The 14,176-nt window shown below is 57.6% G+C and carries 14 protein-coding genes; 5 read left to right on the plus strand and 9 right to left on the minus strand.

The features are described 5' to 3' along the window. Nucleotides 1-75: 75 nt before the first annotated feature. Nucleotides 76-753, minus strand: a complete 678-nt coding sequence (locus BR41_RS16395) for a DUF4197 domain-containing protein (protein ID WP_035059137.1) — start codon at nt 751-753, stop codon at nt 76-78. A gap of 23 nt (nt 754-776) precedes the next feature. Between BR41_RS16395 and BR41_RS24260 the strand changes: the two genes are divergently transcribed. Then, nucleotides 777-1,037: a hypothetical protein gene (locus BR41_RS24260; RefSeq protein ID WP_156970754.1), complete on the plus strand. Its 261-nt coding sequence runs from the start codon at nt 777-779 to the stop codon at nt 1,035-1,037. Nucleotides 1,038-1,128: 91 nt separating this feature from the next. Here the strand turns inward: BR41_RS24260 and BR41_RS24265 are convergent, their stop codons facing one another. Then, nucleotides 1,129-1,290 carry a hypothetical protein gene (locus tag BR41_RS24265; protein ID WP_156970755.1) on the minus strand — a complete coding sequence of 54 codons (162 nt, stop codon included), beginning with the start codon at nt 1,288-1,290 and terminating at the stop codon, nt 1,129-1,131. Nucleotides 1,291-1,981: 691 nt separating this feature from the next. Between BR41_RS24265 and BR41_RS25440 the strand changes: the two genes are divergently transcribed. Next, nucleotides 1,982-2,110, plus strand: a complete 129-nt coding sequence (locus BR41_RS25440) for a hypothetical protein (RefSeq protein ID WP_281174013.1) — start codon at nt 1,982-1,984, stop codon at nt 2,108-2,110. Between the two features lie 212 nt (nt 2,111-2,322). On the opposite strand, the gene BR41_RS25445 is transcribed toward BR41_RS25440, so the two are convergent. After that, nucleotides 2,323-3,870 carry a carbohydrate-binding protein gene (locus BR41_RS25445; protein ID WP_035059143.1) on the minus strand — a complete coding sequence of 516 codons (1,548 nt, stop codon included), beginning with the start codon at nt 3,868-3,870 and terminating at the stop codon, nt 2,323-2,325. Between the two features lie 999 nt (nt 3,871-4,869). Here BR41_RS25445 and BR41_RS25265 point away from each other — a divergent pair. After that, complete coding sequence (locus tag BR41_RS25265) at nt 4,870-5,319, plus strand: hypothetical protein (RefSeq protein ID WP_051711182.1); 450 nt, start codon at nt 4,870-4,872, stop codon at nt 5,317-5,319. Then, on the plus strand, nt 5,271-5,657 hold the full coding sequence (locus BR41_RS16415; protein ID WP_035059146.1) for a serine hydrolase: 387 nt from the start codon (nt 5,271-5,273) through the stop codon (nt 5,655-5,657). The genes BR41_RS25265 and BR41_RS16415 overlap by 49 nt, the downstream gene beginning before the upstream one ends. A gap of 53 nt (nt 5,658-5,710) precedes the next feature. On the opposite strand, the gene BR41_RS16420 is transcribed toward BR41_RS16415, so the two are convergent. The 6 genes from BR41_RS16420 to BR41_RS24270 form a co-directional block, all read right to left on the minus strand. After that, the gene (locus tag BR41_RS16420; RefSeq protein ID WP_035059149.1) at nt 5,711-6,388 is read right to left on the minus strand and encodes a DUF2059 domain-containing protein; all 678 of its coding nucleotides are present in this window, start codon (nt 6,386-6,388) and stop codon (nt 5,711-5,713) included. An 88-nt stretch (nt 6,389-6,476) separates the two neighbouring features. After that, nucleotides 6,477-6,932 carry a hypothetical protein gene (locus tag BR41_RS16425; protein WP_035059152.1) on the minus strand — a complete coding sequence of 152 codons (456 nt, stop codon included), beginning with the start codon at nt 6,930-6,932 and terminating at the stop codon, nt 6,477-6,479. 748 nt (nt 6,933-7,680) lie between these two features. Further along, nucleotides 7,681-7,968: a hypothetical protein gene (locus BR41_RS16435; protein ID WP_035059158.1), complete on the minus strand. Its 288-nt coding sequence runs from the start codon at nt 7,966-7,968 to the stop codon at nt 7,681-7,683. 234 nt (nt 7,969-8,202) lie between these two features. Further along, on the minus strand, nt 8,203-8,490 hold the full coding sequence (locus tag BR41_RS16440) for a hypothetical protein (RefSeq protein WP_035059160.1): 288 nt from the start codon (nt 8,488-8,490) through the stop codon (nt 8,203-8,205). A gap of 540 nt (nt 8,491-9,030) precedes the next feature. Beyond that, complete coding sequence (locus BR41_RS16445; RefSeq protein WP_035059163.1) at nt 9,031-11,067, minus strand: glycosyl hydrolase family 18 protein; 2,037 nt, start codon at nt 11,065-11,067, stop codon at nt 9,031-9,033. 256 nt (nt 11,068-11,323) lie between these two features. Then, the gene (locus BR41_RS24270) at nt 11,324-11,542 is read right to left on the minus strand and encodes a hypothetical protein (RefSeq protein ID WP_169741321.1); all 219 of its coding nucleotides are present in this window, start codon (nt 11,540-11,542) and stop codon (nt 11,324-11,326) included. Between the two features lie 288 nt (nt 11,543-11,830). Between BR41_RS24270 and BR41_RS16450 the strand changes: the two genes are divergently transcribed. Beyond that, a complete protein-coding gene (locus BR41_RS16450; RefSeq protein ID WP_035059165.1) occupies nt 11,831-14,110 on the plus strand; it encodes an FdhF/YdeP family oxidoreductase in 2,280 nt (759 codons plus the stop codon). The last annotated feature ends 66 nt before the right edge of the window (nt 14,111-14,176 follow it).

Consider the following 14,176-nt stretch of genomic DNA (forward strand, 5'->3'; position numbering starts at 1 on the left):
CGATGTCGCCCCGGCCGGCAAGCCGTCCGGGCTACAACTGATGCGGCGATGGTTGATGCCGCTTAGCGCGCAACGCTATTGCCCGAACACCTTCTGCAACAGCTTGCTGGCCTGCCCGAGCGGATCTTTGCGGATGGCTTTTTCCTGCTCGGCAATCATCAGGAACAGGCCATCCAGCGCTTTTTGCGTCACGTAGTCATCCAGATTCGCATCCTCCGCCTTGATCAGGCCCAGCTGCGCAGCCATGCCGGCGTAGGCGTTGTATTTGTCCGCCAGTTGCACGCGGGCGGTGGCTTTGCTGACCACCGGGCGGAATTTGGCCGTGATGGCCTGGCTGGTAGTGCGGCGGAAGTACTCGGTCGCGGCGGTATCGCCACCCGTGACGATCTCCTTGGCATCCTGCCAACTCATCTTCTTGATGCTGTCGACCAGAATCGGTTTGGCTTGCGTCACCGCACTTTCTGCGGCGCGGTTCATGGTCAGCACCAGCTCATCCGCCTGCTTGCCGTAGCCCATCGTGCGTACCAGCACTTCGCCCTTTTTCAGGCTCTCCGGCAGCGGAATCTTCACGCGACTATCGCCAAAGAAGCCGTCCGTTGTGCCCAATTGATTCACGGCAATGGTGGCGGCTTTGTTCAGCGCTTCGCGCAGGCCGTTGCCGGCTTCCTTGTCGCTGATCTGATCGACGCCAGCGAGGGCGAAGGGCGCGGCGAGCAGGCAGAGGAGGGTGAGTAGCAACAGGCGGAGTTTCATAATCAGGTCCGACGGAGTTGGGAATGGTGGAAGGGTGCGGGCTTTTGCTGGATGGCGCAACGACCTATGCCGTCGAGCGGTGGCTAACTTGGAGGGTTTCGACGATGCAGATGATTTGTCATTGCCAATCCATATCGGCAAGTAAGCGAAACGGTCGATTAAGCAATATGGCAAATGATTGGCATGGCGTGCATGAATTCAAGCGCACGGTGCTTGATAAAGGTAACGCGATGAATGCGGAAGCAGGATGCAAGCTAAGCGAAATAAAATACCGCCCCGATTAAATGGCAGAGCGACAACCCCAGTCTTGTACTGGTGCTGTTCATATGAATTGGGGTCTGGCGGGTTTGTTGCGGTAGATCGGAAGGGTGGAGGTCAGGGCTCCGGGTTGGGCATGACTTGGCTGCGTACCCATTCCAGCATTTCATCTGGCGTTTCGCCGTAGCGCTTGGCACAGAGGCGGATGCGTTCAAATACCAATCGTTGCAGTGCCAGGCGCTCGATCTGACGTTGGGTCAGCTGGGTGGTTTGCTTCACCAGCGAGTGCCACGATTCATCACCATTTGCCGTCGTAGCGGGTTCAGGTTCCTTGAATAAGGCTGTTAAGGCTGATGGATGATTCGGCGGGTGGGGATGATGGTGCGTCTGATTGCTTTGGGGTGACTGCGATTCGCCGGACTTGGCGGACTCAGCTTGATCCGGTGCCTTGAATAAGGCAGATGGGTGATCTGTTTCGGAAACGCCTGCGGGAAGATGCAATTGAATCATGTTTTTTTGAATTGGCTGCGAAAGGTATCAATAGGCCATGCCTGACCAGAAAAGTTTAGTGTGTGGGTATTAATTATCAAATTCAAGCTGCATCAACTTGCTATTGAACAATCTTTTTTCAGGCTGTTTTTGCGGAATCGGTGTGGTGACGCGGTCAGCTGCATTGGTCGGCACACTTGCTAACTTACCCGGCATTCTGCCGTTGTGCACTATGGGTTAGACCCGACAGTCCAAATAATAGCTGTATTTTCCGGCTATCTGCTCGATTGTCTGGTCTTGCCTGGAAAAAAACGACGCCCTGCGGCACGTCGGCCTATGATCTAAGCACGCTGCTGCCCCGGCGCAAACGGAATTGGTACCAACAGCACTTCACGCACCCAGGCAGCCGCCGCAGGGAAATACCTGCAACCCAAAGGCCGCACGGTCGCAGCAGCGGGCCGGCGTGGCCAGGAGAACCATCATGGCCAAGAGTCAATTACGTAGTCACCGCGAAGCCAAGAAGCCCAAGAAAACCAAACCGCCTATTGCTCCGGCAACCTCCTTCGTCACACCGGCCAAGCCGAATACGCCAACCGGCACCAAGCACTAGTCCCCTAAGCTTTAAGCCGCAAACGACACCAGCCCTGCGCTGGTGTTGTTTTATCTGCGCTCCCCGTGGCTGAACTCCCCAATGTGCTGCGCAAAAAAAGCCGGCCCTTTACGGGCCGGTCAAGAAGGAGAACATTGCATCGGACCTTTCGGCCGATTTCCAACATCAGCTATTCGGGGACGAACAGCTTACTTACTGCCTTTTAGAACCCTTTAGAATCCGCCAAAGATGCTGCTGAATCCCCACAGGCTTTGGCTGATGCCGCTGCACTGCCAGTTGGCGGTAGTGCTACCGGCGCAATTGCCGTTGTCGCGACCGGTCGACCAGAACGCGAGCCGGCCCAGGCCATTGGTCTTGGCGAAGTTCAGTACCGTTTGCGCATCGGCCAGTGAGAACACCTCGGTCGGGTCATCGTTCTGCCCGATCATCGGCGTTGCGCCGATCATGGCCCAGTACTGTGCATCGGTCTTGCCCGGCAACAGGTTCTTGATCTGGTTGAACGACAGCTGCAACGCCGTGACCGAACGCGAGCCCATCTGGCCCGACGATGCGCCGCCATCGTAGTAATCCATCACCATCAGGTTGACCAGATCGATACGCGCACCGGCATTCTTGGCCGACTGCAGCACATAGAAGCTTTCTGCCGGGATACCGTTGACCGGGTTGACCGCCAGCGTGAACGACACGGTGAAGGCCTTGCCCAGGCTGGCGTAGTGATCCTGCAGGATCTTCACGGCGGCGCTGCGACGGTCCACCACGGTGGTATCGAGGTTGTTTTGCTGATCGCCGTGCTCGGCATCCAGATCGAGGTGATTTACGCCGAACTTGTCGAGCTCAGCCTGATATACCGCTGCCAGGCTGGCGGCATCGGTACATTGGCGCGCCAGATCAAGTGCGTTCCAGCCGCCGCTCGAAATGATCACGTTGCCGCCCAAACCCTGCAACCCTTGGGCCTTGGAAAGCACGGTGGCTTCGTCGATCGGCCACTTGGCACCGCAACCGCCGTTCGAGTTCACGAACGCCAGCGTCAGGTACTTCTGGCCGGTGGCTTGCGACCAGCCGACCGGATCGAACGTACCGCTGACATCGACATACGGCGTGAAGCGATAGCCGCCACTCGGAGTGGGGGTCGGCGCTGGGGTCGGTGTGGGTGTTGGAGCGGGTGTTGGAGCGGGTGTCGGGCCCGGAGTTGGTGCAGGTGTCGGCGTTGGCGTCGGTGCCGGCGTGCTGCCGCCACAGCTGCCGACGACCGTCCACGGCTGGCCGCTGCCGGCTGCGCCGGAACTGGTCGACGGATTGTTGCCCTGCGTCCAGAACGCCGCCTTATAGTTCACGCCGTTGTAGCTCACCAGCGAGCCACCGCCATAGGCCGTGCTGCTGCTCCACGCTGCATAACAGCCGGAGCTTGGTGCTGGGGTCGGCGTGGCAGCCGGTGCCGGGGTTGGTGTCGCGGCCGGTGCCGGAGTTGGTGTTGCGGTGGGTTTCGGCGTGGGGGCCGGGGTTGGTGCAGGAGTGGGGCTGCCGCTGGTATCCACACCCAGGTCTTGCCACAGACTGGTGACAGTGGGGTTCCAGCCGGCGCTGCTGTAGTCGGTCTGGGTGACCAGCGCCTTATAGTCGTGGCCGTTGTAGAGCACGATGGTGCCGGCGGTATAGGTCACATCCGGCTGCCAGGTCGGGTAAGACGCAAACGCTGCAACCGGCAATATGGCCAAGGCAGCACTCATCGCCAGACGGCGTGAAAACGCTTTCTGCTTCATGATTGGGACTCTCCATCCTTTATTGATCTGTACGAGGACTTTGCCTCATTTGTGCCGATCCGCACCGCGCAGCTAAGTTGTTGTTTTGCTGATTGATGGGTGCAGATTGTGTGGCTGCAACCTGCGCCGGGATACGCCAAACGCGGATATGCAAACGCTTTCAGATCATTCAATAGCACCATGACATTGTCAACGTGGGTGGAATCAACATCGGATTTGTCTGAAACACGCATCGATCTTGCTGCGCATGGTGTCAACGTGCGGCAAGGCATTGTTACTTCTAGGGATGGCTGCCCTGCTTGCCGGCTGGCGGCTCGCAGCCAAATCAGTCGTTGCTGATGCGCTTATGGACGATCGGTTGTAACAGGGGGACAAGCGGTTTGTGTTTCTGACAACAATGCTTGCTTGGTATGTATCTGGTTTGTTGTTTCTAGTTATGCGCCTGCGGCGCAGGTTAAAAGCATTACAGCGCGTTCCGCCGCGCAAACGGGGAAAGGACTTTGTCTCGCCAAAGCCCTCTCCACTCCAAAGGCGACCCCCGCTGGGCGGCCCTCCGGGCTACCCTCGGTCGGTCGCGAGCCTAAGGTCTCGCGACACTCCCTCGGCGCTGAGCGAAAGGGGAGGAAAAGCGCGCAGTGCAGCCATTGCGAGGAAAACAATGGCTACAGTGTGCGACTGACCGTTATTTCGTAGGCTGCAATCCCCGCCGGGCATTGCGCCGCATCTAACTCTGAACCGGCTTCCCAAAAGATCGTGAACAGATTCTAAGAGCAGGCTAGCGAATGCAATATTGCTGCTGGCATGCTTGGCACCTGACTACGCCGACCCACTTGCGACCCATCCCCCACCCAAAGGAACACGCGTGGAGATCAACCCACAACTTGCGCTGAACCTGCTGCTGCGCGGCGGGGCGATGCTGTTGCTTGTCCTTATTGCCGCTTCTTTGCTGCGCGGTTTTCCGCGGGTGCTTGCTGCCCGCCTCGGTGCCGCAGTCGCATCGTGTTCTGGCTGTTCACCCGCGCTTTGCTCAATGACGCCCCGGACGAAAAATTCGTGCTGCGGCCGTGGTACTTGGCGGTATGGAGCCTGCTCGCCGCCCTTGGAGTGTTGAATTGTCTGGTGTTCGTGCCAAGGCAGCTTTCGATCTCTGCGCCGGCCGGCTTGGTGCTCACCCTCGCAACGGTGTTGCTGGCCGCGTTATCCGTAGCGCAATCGCTGGCAACGTGGCGGGCCGATCTGGTTGAAGGCCGTCGACGACTGCGCATGTTGATCGTGGCGGCGACGGCGGGTTACAGCATCGTGATGGCGCTGGCTGCCCTTGCATCCGAAGGCGGCGTACCAGCGGCGCTTTCAAGCACGACCAACGCCTGCGGGTTGGCGATCCTGTCCCTGTTGATCGCATGGCAGCTCCTGCACGTGACTGGGCTCGCTTCGGGCTCCTGTACCTGAACGACGGCAAGATCGGCACCGAACGCATCCTGCCGGAAGGGTGGGTGAAATACTCCGCCGCCCAAACGCTGGATACCGGCTATGGCGCAGGCTTCTGGATCAACAGCGTCAGCGGTGACGGCCCGTGGGGGCTGCCGTGGGGCATGCCCAACGTCCCGCCAGATGCCTTTTTCGCCATGGGCTACATGGGCCAGCACGTGGTGATCGTGCCGTCCCAACATCTGGTCGTGGTGCGCCTGGGGGTATCACATCATCCGGATGGAATGATTGCGGGGATGGATCGGTTGGTGGCGGGGGTGATTGGGGCGGTGCGACGTGAGGAGACGGCTAAGCGGTAGGTTGGGTTGAATGAAATGAAGCCCAACGCATTCGGTTGCCGTTGGGCTTCATTTCATTCAGCCCAGCCTATGGGTTTGGATTTTCTTTTTTTGATTTGTTGAAATGCCAACAACGAAAACATTAAAAGCCACGTCATAGCAAAGAAAGCCTTACCGCCAAGCATCAACAAATACGTAAAATCATTGCCGCCGTCATTTGTTCTTAACGCCGCCAACCCTGTCCCGAGTTTCATGTCTGCGGCTTTGCCAGCTTCCAAGGATTTTTGATAGGAATAGCTGGTAAGAGATTTGACGATGGTATCTTGATTCTTCAAGAAAGCCTGCCCTGGCTGGCTTTGGACAAATACCAACCAAGCATCCATGTCTTCCTCGGTCACATTGTCCATGTAGAACTTAACGTACAATGCCTTTAATGCTGGATAGTCCATATAGGTGCACGTGGATTTTACGTACTCCTTGAACAATTTTTCTACTTTGGGCCACTCTGCTGATTTTGGTGTGAATCCGTTATAACTTCCGTTTTTCTTTACCATTTCTTCAGGGGCGTAATAGGCAGTAGATGCCGTTTCTATGCAAGTCTCAATACCTAGCCTATGCGCCGTTTCAAGATGCATCGCATCCAGCATTTGATCTATTTTTCCAAGCTTGCTTTGCTCATCGGCTTGCGCCTTTTCGCCAGTTGCAAACATGATCAGGCAAGTAGCCAAAGCGAATTTTTTAATTGCGTTCATTGTGACTCGTGATGTAATAATTTAATTATTGGGTGATGAGTGTCGGGCTTCATTCAGCTCAAACTGAGGATTGGCTCGCAGTATACGGCTACTCTTCAAGAATCTCGATGATCTGTTCCGGACTCGGGGCGGCCGGCCGATAAAGAACGCCGCAACATTTCTGGTCGATGATCAGGTCGTCATTTGCGTCTCTGGTGTTGATCAAGCCCCGATTGTGCCCCACCGGCTCATCAATCCCTGTTTCGACTTCACCGGTGTTGCTCATTTTATGGCTCCACTTCGTCACACCAAATCGGTAAAAGTGGTAGTCCAGCCTGCCGCCTTCATAGGTATTGATAAAGACAGCGATTGGGTAAGTGGAGGCATTGGCCAGCGGCAACAGACCATCGCGCTTACACGCATCCATGACGATGCGCTTTGCCTCCTTCACGTCGCTGATCCCGTCCAGGTCGATCCCTTCACGCTCATCGCTGATCGATCCCGGCGCGAAGTTGTAATCCACGCCCCACGCATATCCGTAACAGTTGGCTCTTTCGAAAGGCATTCGGTGCTCCTGTTGGATTGCCTTGGTTATGCCTGCATTCTCAGCCTAATTGATGCGTTGGGTTTTTAAGGTGCGATTTGCCCAATAAAAAATAACCAACCCAAGCCAGATGGCTGCAACGGCTAACGAATTTTCTGCATAGTACTCAAAAGGGAATGAGTCGCCGCATTTAACTCCGTGGCCGCCAAGCATGTACAACGCAAGATAAGTACAGAACCAGGCGGGGACGAGCCATCCGCATGAAAAGCAACACAGCAGTATTCTACGCAGCCCGCTCATTTTTATAAATTTCCTGTATGTAACGTCTCTTGCCGTTGTGATTTGTTTGCGGTTATGAAAAGGCGTATATCAAAAGGCCGATTGCGAAAATAGGGATTGATATGAAGAAGGCCTTCAAGGCACGCGCGTTGATTTGGTGGAGCTTCTCAAATAGGTTATTTATTTCAGGGTCGTTGAATTTAAGATAACCCTTGTTGGTGTACATCTTGCGGATCAAGAGAGAATTTGATCTGTATGCAAACAACGAAGTGTCTTCGAAATATTTTCGCGTATAGCATAGGTATTTTATTTTCTTGAAATAAATGTTCCATGCAATTATGAAGTATGGCAATACCAGGAATATGTATAAAAGATAGAGTCCTAGTAGTGCTTGCAAGAGTTCAATCATTGGGTGCCATTCATTGTCATGGCGCTATGCCGACCACAAATGCCTACACATTGGGCTTTGTTCGATGTGAGTTTGGCGCAGTTAGATATAGTGGACATGGCAGGTTGAGCGAATCTGCTCATAGCAGTGATTGCAAAGGATACTGACGTTGTTCGTGATGTCGGCTGCTTGTTCAGAAACGTCGTTCCATTCGCCTTCCTTGGCGAAATGTTCGTGGCATTTTCCGCACCAAGAATCCGGCCACGGTTTTTCTTCGTCGGGTTCGGCGCAATACCAGTCCTGATTTTCCCCGCGAATCAGGTGCTGGCAGACATAAGTGGTGACCGAGTCGCCATGTGTAGTGCAGTTGATGCTGTCTTGGTCAGCCATCGGTTTTCCGTATGCTTGAGACAATCGGTGCCCTGGAGTGGAGGGGGAAGGGCAACTATTGGGCATCATTCTATTCAGCCCCACCAACGAATGCAGCAAAACTTAAAAGGCCAGTTCGTAGGGCGCACTCCCCGTCGCGTGCGAATCTTGGATTCGCCCAGCAAAGGGCAGTGCGCCGCATGTTGGATCATTTGAGATACGGCGGAACGCCCTTTGGGTGTTCCGCCCTACGTTCTACTTCCGGTCTTTCTCCCTGAATTCCTTCAATTCCTTTTCATTGATCCGCGCCATATCAATCGCGCTGCGTCGCTCCTGAGCCAGTGAGATACCCGTTTGTGTCAGCTGGTACGCAGCGGAGCCGGGATCGACGATGCGGGCGAGGATCTGGAAGAGCCGGCCGAGTTCGTCTACGCATTCGATGCCGTAGCGGGCAAAATCGTCGGTGGTGCGGCCGATCGAGCGGGGTGCAGAGGCGTAGCGGGGGAGCGGTGGTGCAGGTGTACCTTGGGGTGCGTTGGGCATGGGAGCCCCCTACATTTGCGGGTTTTTACCCGCCGCTTCGCTGCTAAACGAAGGTGGCGGGCGCAAGGACGGGTTAGCAGACCGGAATGTAGGAACCGGCGCACCCGAAGGTGCCCCATCCTTGCTCCGCCATTGAAGGCGCACCAAGGGTGTTGCGGACGTAATAAAACCGCTTTGCAGCGGTTTGTCCGCCTACATATCCAGGCTGCTAAACCTGATCACGCCGTGAGGCGTGACAAAGCGAAGTATCCCCAACCCTCACCGGAGCGGTCAAGAACGTCAGCTTCCGTAGCCCGGACGGCTTTGCCGGCCGGGGAGCGGCGTGGGCAAATCAAGCGGGTTGGGCCATGTGAACCAACCCCGGCCGGCAAAGCCGTCCGGGCTACGGGCCTATGCAATCCCGTGACGTCATCGGGCCCAATAAAAAACCGGCCCTTGCGGGCCGGTTAATCACTCGTCGAACTGACGTTTACAAACGCGGGTTCACGTCGTTGTGCGGCTTTGCACTCAGGCGATGTTCCGCCCGAGTGCATACCTCACTTACTGCGCGAACTTCGCTGCAGCGCCCATCAGCGTGGCGCTGCTGTCATCGCCATCCAGCGACCAGGCAAACACGCCGCGGAAGCCCTTGGACTTGGCGTAGTTCACCTTGGTGGCGAGGGTGGTGACGTCGTCATAGCTCCACCAGTTGCTGCCGTCGTACTTGAACAGACCCATGGTGACGTTGTTGTAGTACACGGTGCCGGCGGCGTTCTTCAGCACCTTGTAGTCTTCAACGCCGTTTTCATAGGTGCCGTGTGCCGGTGCGGTCGCGCCGGAGTACAGGCCGTTGTTGCTGCCTGCGGCGACGCTGGTCCAGCCGCGACCGTAGAAGGGCACGCCCATCACGATCTTGTTGGCGGGCAGGCCGGAGCTGATCAGCAGGTTGACCGCATCATCCGTGTTGTACGACGCAGCGATGCCGGCCGCCTTCACGTTCGGGCTGTTCGGGTCCTTGTAGAGGTTGGCGTGGAAGTCGGTGACGGCCGACGGGGTCGGGTGGTTCTGACCAGTCGCATCCAGGTAGCTGGTGCTCGTGTATTCCCAGCCGCCGTGATAGTCGTAGGCCATCAGGTTGATCCAGTCCACCAGCGGGGCGAGGGCGGCCGGTTCGGTTTGCGCGATCTTGTCTGCGCCGGCCGAGCTGGTTGCCGTCAGGTAGTAATGCTTGCCGGTGGTCGAACCGTAGGCATCGAGCTGGGTGCGCAGCTCTTGCATCAGCAGGGTGAAGTTGTGCTTGTCGGCGGTGGCATTGAGGGTGTTGTAGCCCACGCCTTGCACGCCCGGGTATTCCCAGTCGATGTCGATGCCATCGAAGATGCCCGCGCCAGTCCCCGCGCCGCCGAAGCCGCCGGAAGCGGTGATGTTGCCCTTGATGAACTGGTTGATACAGCTCGATGCCAGCGCTTTACGGCCCGCATCGGTCGCTGCGGCGGCGGAGAACCACTTCGACCACGTCCAGCCGCCGACGGAGATGAAGATCTTCAGCTTCGGATACTTGGCCTTCAGTTCCTTCAATTGGTTGAAGTTGCCGGCCAGTGGCTGGTTCCAGGTATCTGCGGTGCCGCTGACGGTATCGCTGAATGTCTTCTGGTAATCCGCCCAGGCATCGCCACCCAGACCGGCGGAGGCCGAGTTCGGATCGGTGGAGCCCGGTTCGAGCTGGCTGATGCCGTTCTGGCATTGATAGGTGCCGTCGGCTTGCTTGTAGAGGTTGGCGAACGCGTAGTTGACGAAGGTCATCTTGGCGGCGGAACCGCTGGTGTCGATGGTCTTCACGAAGTAGTTGCGCGCGTAGATGCCCCACTGTGCGAAGTAAGCGCCGACTTCAGCGCCGCTGCTTGGTGTGGGTGTCGGGGTCGCGGTCGGCACCGGCGTGGGCGTGCCACTTGGTGTCGGGGTCGGCGTACCACTTGGCGTGGGTGTTGGTGTGGCGGTCGGTTTCGGTGTTGGCGTTGCTGTCGGCACCGGGGTTGGGACGGGCGTGCCGCCGCTGCAGTTACCCAGCACGGTCCAATCCTTGCCGGAGCCGGATGGGCCGCTGTTGGTCGACGGATTGGCATTGGTCCACCAGTTGGCGACGTAATTGACGCCATTCAAGGTGACCTTGTCGCCACCGTTGTAGTGATCCTTGGTCGAATCCCATGCGGCGTAGCAGGTGCCGGCCGGGGTAGGTGCCGTGGTCGGGGCCGGCGTTGCAGTTGGCGTTGTAGTTGGTTTGGGCGTCGGCGCCGGGGTGCCCGTGACCGGCGTCGGTGTGGCAGTTGGCGTGGGCGTCGGTACGGGGGTCGCAGTCGGCGTGCCACCGGTATCTACACCCAGGTCTTTCCACAGGCTTTGTGCGGCAGCCGGATTCCAGCCTGCGCCGACATAGTCGGTCTGCGTGACGAGCGCCTGATAATCATGGCCGTTGTAATAAACAATGGTGCCGGCCGTATAGGTGCCACCGTCTTGCCAGACCGGATAGGCCCAGGCGGCGGCAGGCAGCATGGCGAGTGCGGCGCTAATGGCCAGCTTTCGCGGCAAATGATGTTTCATTCGTAACTTCTCCATCTTCTTTCGTTTTTAGATACACGCGTGGTGAAACCGGTGTAGTACGGCAGACCACGCTCGCTCAGGAACATGAGTCAGTGCTGTAAGCTGATCTTCGTCAGCCATTGTCAGCTGTTGTTGCCAGGGTTTTTTGACGACAGCAACCGCTCACGTCAATTCGGCCACCCCTTGCTTGTACCGCATGTCGTGGCCGGAATTGAGCATCGGAAACGATTATGCGGTTGTCAATATTGTTTTAAATTCAGCAGATTAGATAATTCTTCTGCATCGCTTGCGTTGGCCGCGCCACGGGGTTGGCATGTCGGCGTGCAAGTCTCTCCGTGCCTTGTTTTGGTGCGGGGTGATGAGGCGGTGGTGAGTGGATGCGAGTGATTAAGTCAAAAATATTGCGCTGGATGAGCGGTAGGTTTTTATATTGAGAAAGCTGTTGTAAATGTTGTTGACGAAGTGGTTTCTTCATCATTTCTTCGGTGGTTTTATGGGTGAAAAACAGGGGCTGATCACGGGATCGGGGCAAAACCCGCGCCGCCAGATACCACTCCGTGGCCGTTGGTGATACCTATTCCTGACATTTTTCTGCAAAATTTGAATGGCTACTGCAAGAATCCGCTCGCCTTTACGTGATGGCGTCATTGCAGTCCGCCCGGCCGGGTAGTTGACGGCGTCATGCTCACAGGGTATTTCACCCGATTGGGCTGCGATTCCACCGGTAAAGCACAACGGTGGCGTAGCGAGGGAGAACGGTGGCATGACCAAACAGGTAATCAAGCGTTACGACAAGCCGGCCGGCGGCTGGGGTGCGTTGCGTAGCGTGTTCAAGCATATCGAGGAGCAGGGCATCGTCGGGCGGGGCGTGAGCACCTTGTTGCGCGCCAACCAGCCAGATGGTTTCGATTGCCCCGGTTGTGCCTGGCCGGACAAGAATCACCATTCCACGTTCGAGTTCTGCGAAAACGGCGCCAAGGCCGTCGCCGCCGAGGCCACCGAACGCCGTGTGACCCGCGCACTCTTTGCCGAGCACACCGTCGCCGATCTGGCCGCGCATGATGATTACTGGCTGGAAGGGCAGGGGCGGCTGACCGAGCCGATGCGCTACGACAGCGCCACCGATCGCTATCTGCCCATCGCCTGGGACGATGCCTTTGCCGCCATTGCTGCCCACCTGAACGCATTGCCGCACCCGGATCAGGCGCTGTTTTATACCTCCGGCCGCACTTCCAACGAAGCGGCCTTCCTCTACCAGTTGTTCATCCGCGAGTTCGGCACCAATAACCTGCCGGACTGCTCGAACATGTGCCACGAGCCATCCGGCACCGGCATGAAGGAGCAGATCGGCGTCGGCAAGGGCACGGTCACGCTGGATGACTTCGAGCATGCCGAGGCGATTTTCATCTTCGGCCAGAATCCCGGCACCAATCACCCGCGCATGCTGGGTACGCTGCGCGAGGCTGCCAAGCGCGGCTGCCGCATCGTTGCTTTCAATCCGCTGCGCGAACGTGGGCTGGAGCGCTTTGCCGATCCGCAAAGCCCGGCTGATATGCTGTCCGCCCACGGCTCGCAGATTGCATCGCGCTATTACCAGCCGCGCATTGGCGGTGATCTGGCGGTCGTCAAAGGCATCGCCAAGGTGGTGTTGGAAGCAGGTGACATCGATGAAGCGTTCATCGCCGAGCACACTGATGGCTTCGAGACCTTCCGCGCCGATGTGATCGCGGAAAGCTGGGCGACTATCGTGGAAGAGTCCGGCCTGAGTGAAGCGCAGATCCGCGAAGCTGCCGCGATCTATATCAAGAGCAACGCCACCATCTGCACCTGGGGCATGGGCATCACCCAACACAAGCATTCGGTGGCGACGATTCAGTCCATCGTCAATCTGTTGCTGTTGAAGGGAAATATCGGCAAACCCGGTGCCGGTGCTTGCCCGGTGCGTGGCCATTCCAACGTGCAGGGCGACCGCACGATGGGGATTTACGAAAAGCCAACGCAAGCCTTCCTCGAAAAACTCGGCCGTGCGTTCGATTTCACGCCGCCGCAGAAACACGGCCACGACGTGGTTGGCGCGATCGAGGCCATGCTGGCGGGTGAGGCGAAGGTATTCATTGGCATGGGCGGCAACTTTGCCGTCGCCACACCGGATGCCGAGCGCACCAAGCAGGCGTTGCGGCAGTGTGATCTCACCGTGCATGTCACCACCAAACTGAATCGATCCCATCTTGTGCATGGCCGTGATGCACTGATCCTGCCTTGCCTGGGCCGCACCGAGATCGATATCCAGGTCGCCGGCCCGCAGGGCGTGACGGTGGAGGATTCGATGAGCATGGTGCATATCTCGGCGGGCATGAATCCGCCGGCATCGGAGCATCTGCTATCCGAGCCGGCCATTGTGGCCCGGCTGGCTGCCGCCACGCTCAAGCACAGCAAAACGCCGTGGCTGTGGCTGATCGAAGATTACGACCGCATCCGCGACAAGATCGCCCAAGTGATCGACGGTTTTGCCGATTTCAACCTGCGCGTGCATGTGCCGGGCGGGTTTTACCTCGGTAACTCGGCACGGGCGCGGCATTGGTCCACCACCACTGGCAAAGCCAGATTCATGACGCATGCGGTGCCGACCGATCTACCCATCAAGGCGATGCGCCGTCAACACGGTGAGCGGCCGGTATTCAACCTGATGACGGTGCGCAGCCACGATCAATACAACACCACCGTCTATGGGCTGGATGACCGCTATCGCGGCGTGTTTGGCCATCGGCGGGTGTGCTTCATCAACAAGGCTGATTTGGCGCGGCTTGGGTTTACGGCCGGGCAATGGGTTGATCTGACTTCCGTCTGGCATGACGGAGAGCGGGTGGCGCAACGCTTTTTGCTGGTCGAGTACGATATCCCAGAAGGTTGTCTGGCGAGTTATTACCCGGAAACCAATGGGCTGGTGCCGCTGGATAGTTTTGCGGATCGGGCACGCACGCCGGCTTCGAAATCGGTGCCGGTGGTGTTGGGGTTGAGTGCGGTTGAAAACCTGACGTCTTGAACCACAGAGAGCACAGAGAAAGGCAAAGGCGAGGTATTTGTAGGAGCGAGCTTGCTCGCGATTGCA

The sequence above is a fragment of the Andreprevotia chitinilytica DSM 18519 genome (genome assembly GCF_000711875.1).
Lineage (GTDB): Bacteria > Pseudomonadota > Gammaproteobacteria > Burkholderiales > Chitinibacteraceae > Andreprevotia > Andreprevotia chitinilytica.

Bases quoted from the DNA above. Each gene is read 5' to 3' on its own strand.
- BR41_RS16395 (WP_035059137.1), bottom strand. From the start codon at position 753: ATGAAACTCCGCCTGTTGCTACTCACCCTCCTCTGCCTGCTCGCCGCG.
- BR41_RS16435 (WP_035059158.1), bottom strand. From the start codon at position 7,968: ATGGCTGACCAAGACAGCATCAACTGCACTACACATGGCGACTCGGTC.
- BR41_RS24270 (WP_169741321.1), bottom strand. From the start codon at position 11,542: ATGAAGAAACCACTTCGTCAACAACATTTACAACAGCTTTCTCAATAT.
- BR41_RS16425 (WP_035059152.1), bottom strand. From the start codon at position 6,932: ATGCCTTTCGAAAGAGCCAACTGTTACGGATATGCGTGGGGCGTGGAT.
- BR41_RS16415 (WP_035059146.1), top strand. From the start codon at position 5,271: ATGGCAGCTCCTGCACGTGACTGGGCTCGCTTCGGGCTCCTGTACCTG.
- BR41_RS25445 (WP_035059143.1), bottom strand. From the start codon at position 3,870: ATGAAGCAGAAAGCGTTTTCACGCCGTCTGGCGATGAGTGCTGCCTTG.
- BR41_RS16445 (WP_035059163.1), bottom strand. From the start codon at position 11,067: ATGAAACATCATTTGCCGCGAAAGCTGGCCATTAGCGCCGCACTCGCC.
- BR41_RS16440 (WP_035059160.1), bottom strand. From the start codon at position 8,490: ATGCCCAACGCACCCCAAGGTACACCTGCACCACCGCTCCCCCGCTAC.
- BR41_RS16420 (WP_035059149.1), bottom strand. From the start codon at position 6,388: ATGAACGCAATTAAAAAATTCGCTTTGGCTACTTGCCTGATCATGTTT.
- BR41_RS25440 (WP_281174013.1), top strand. From the start codon at position 1,982: ATGGCCAAGAGTCAATTACGTAGTCACCGCGAAGCCAAGAAGCCCAAG.
- BR41_RS16450 (WP_035059165.1), top strand. From the start codon at position 11,831: ATGACCAAACAGGTAATCAAGCGTTACGACAAGCCGGCCGGCGGCTGG.
- BR41_RS24260 (WP_156970754.1), top strand. From the start codon at position 777: ATGGTGGAAGGGTGCGGGCTTTTGCTGGATGGCGCAACGACCTATGCC.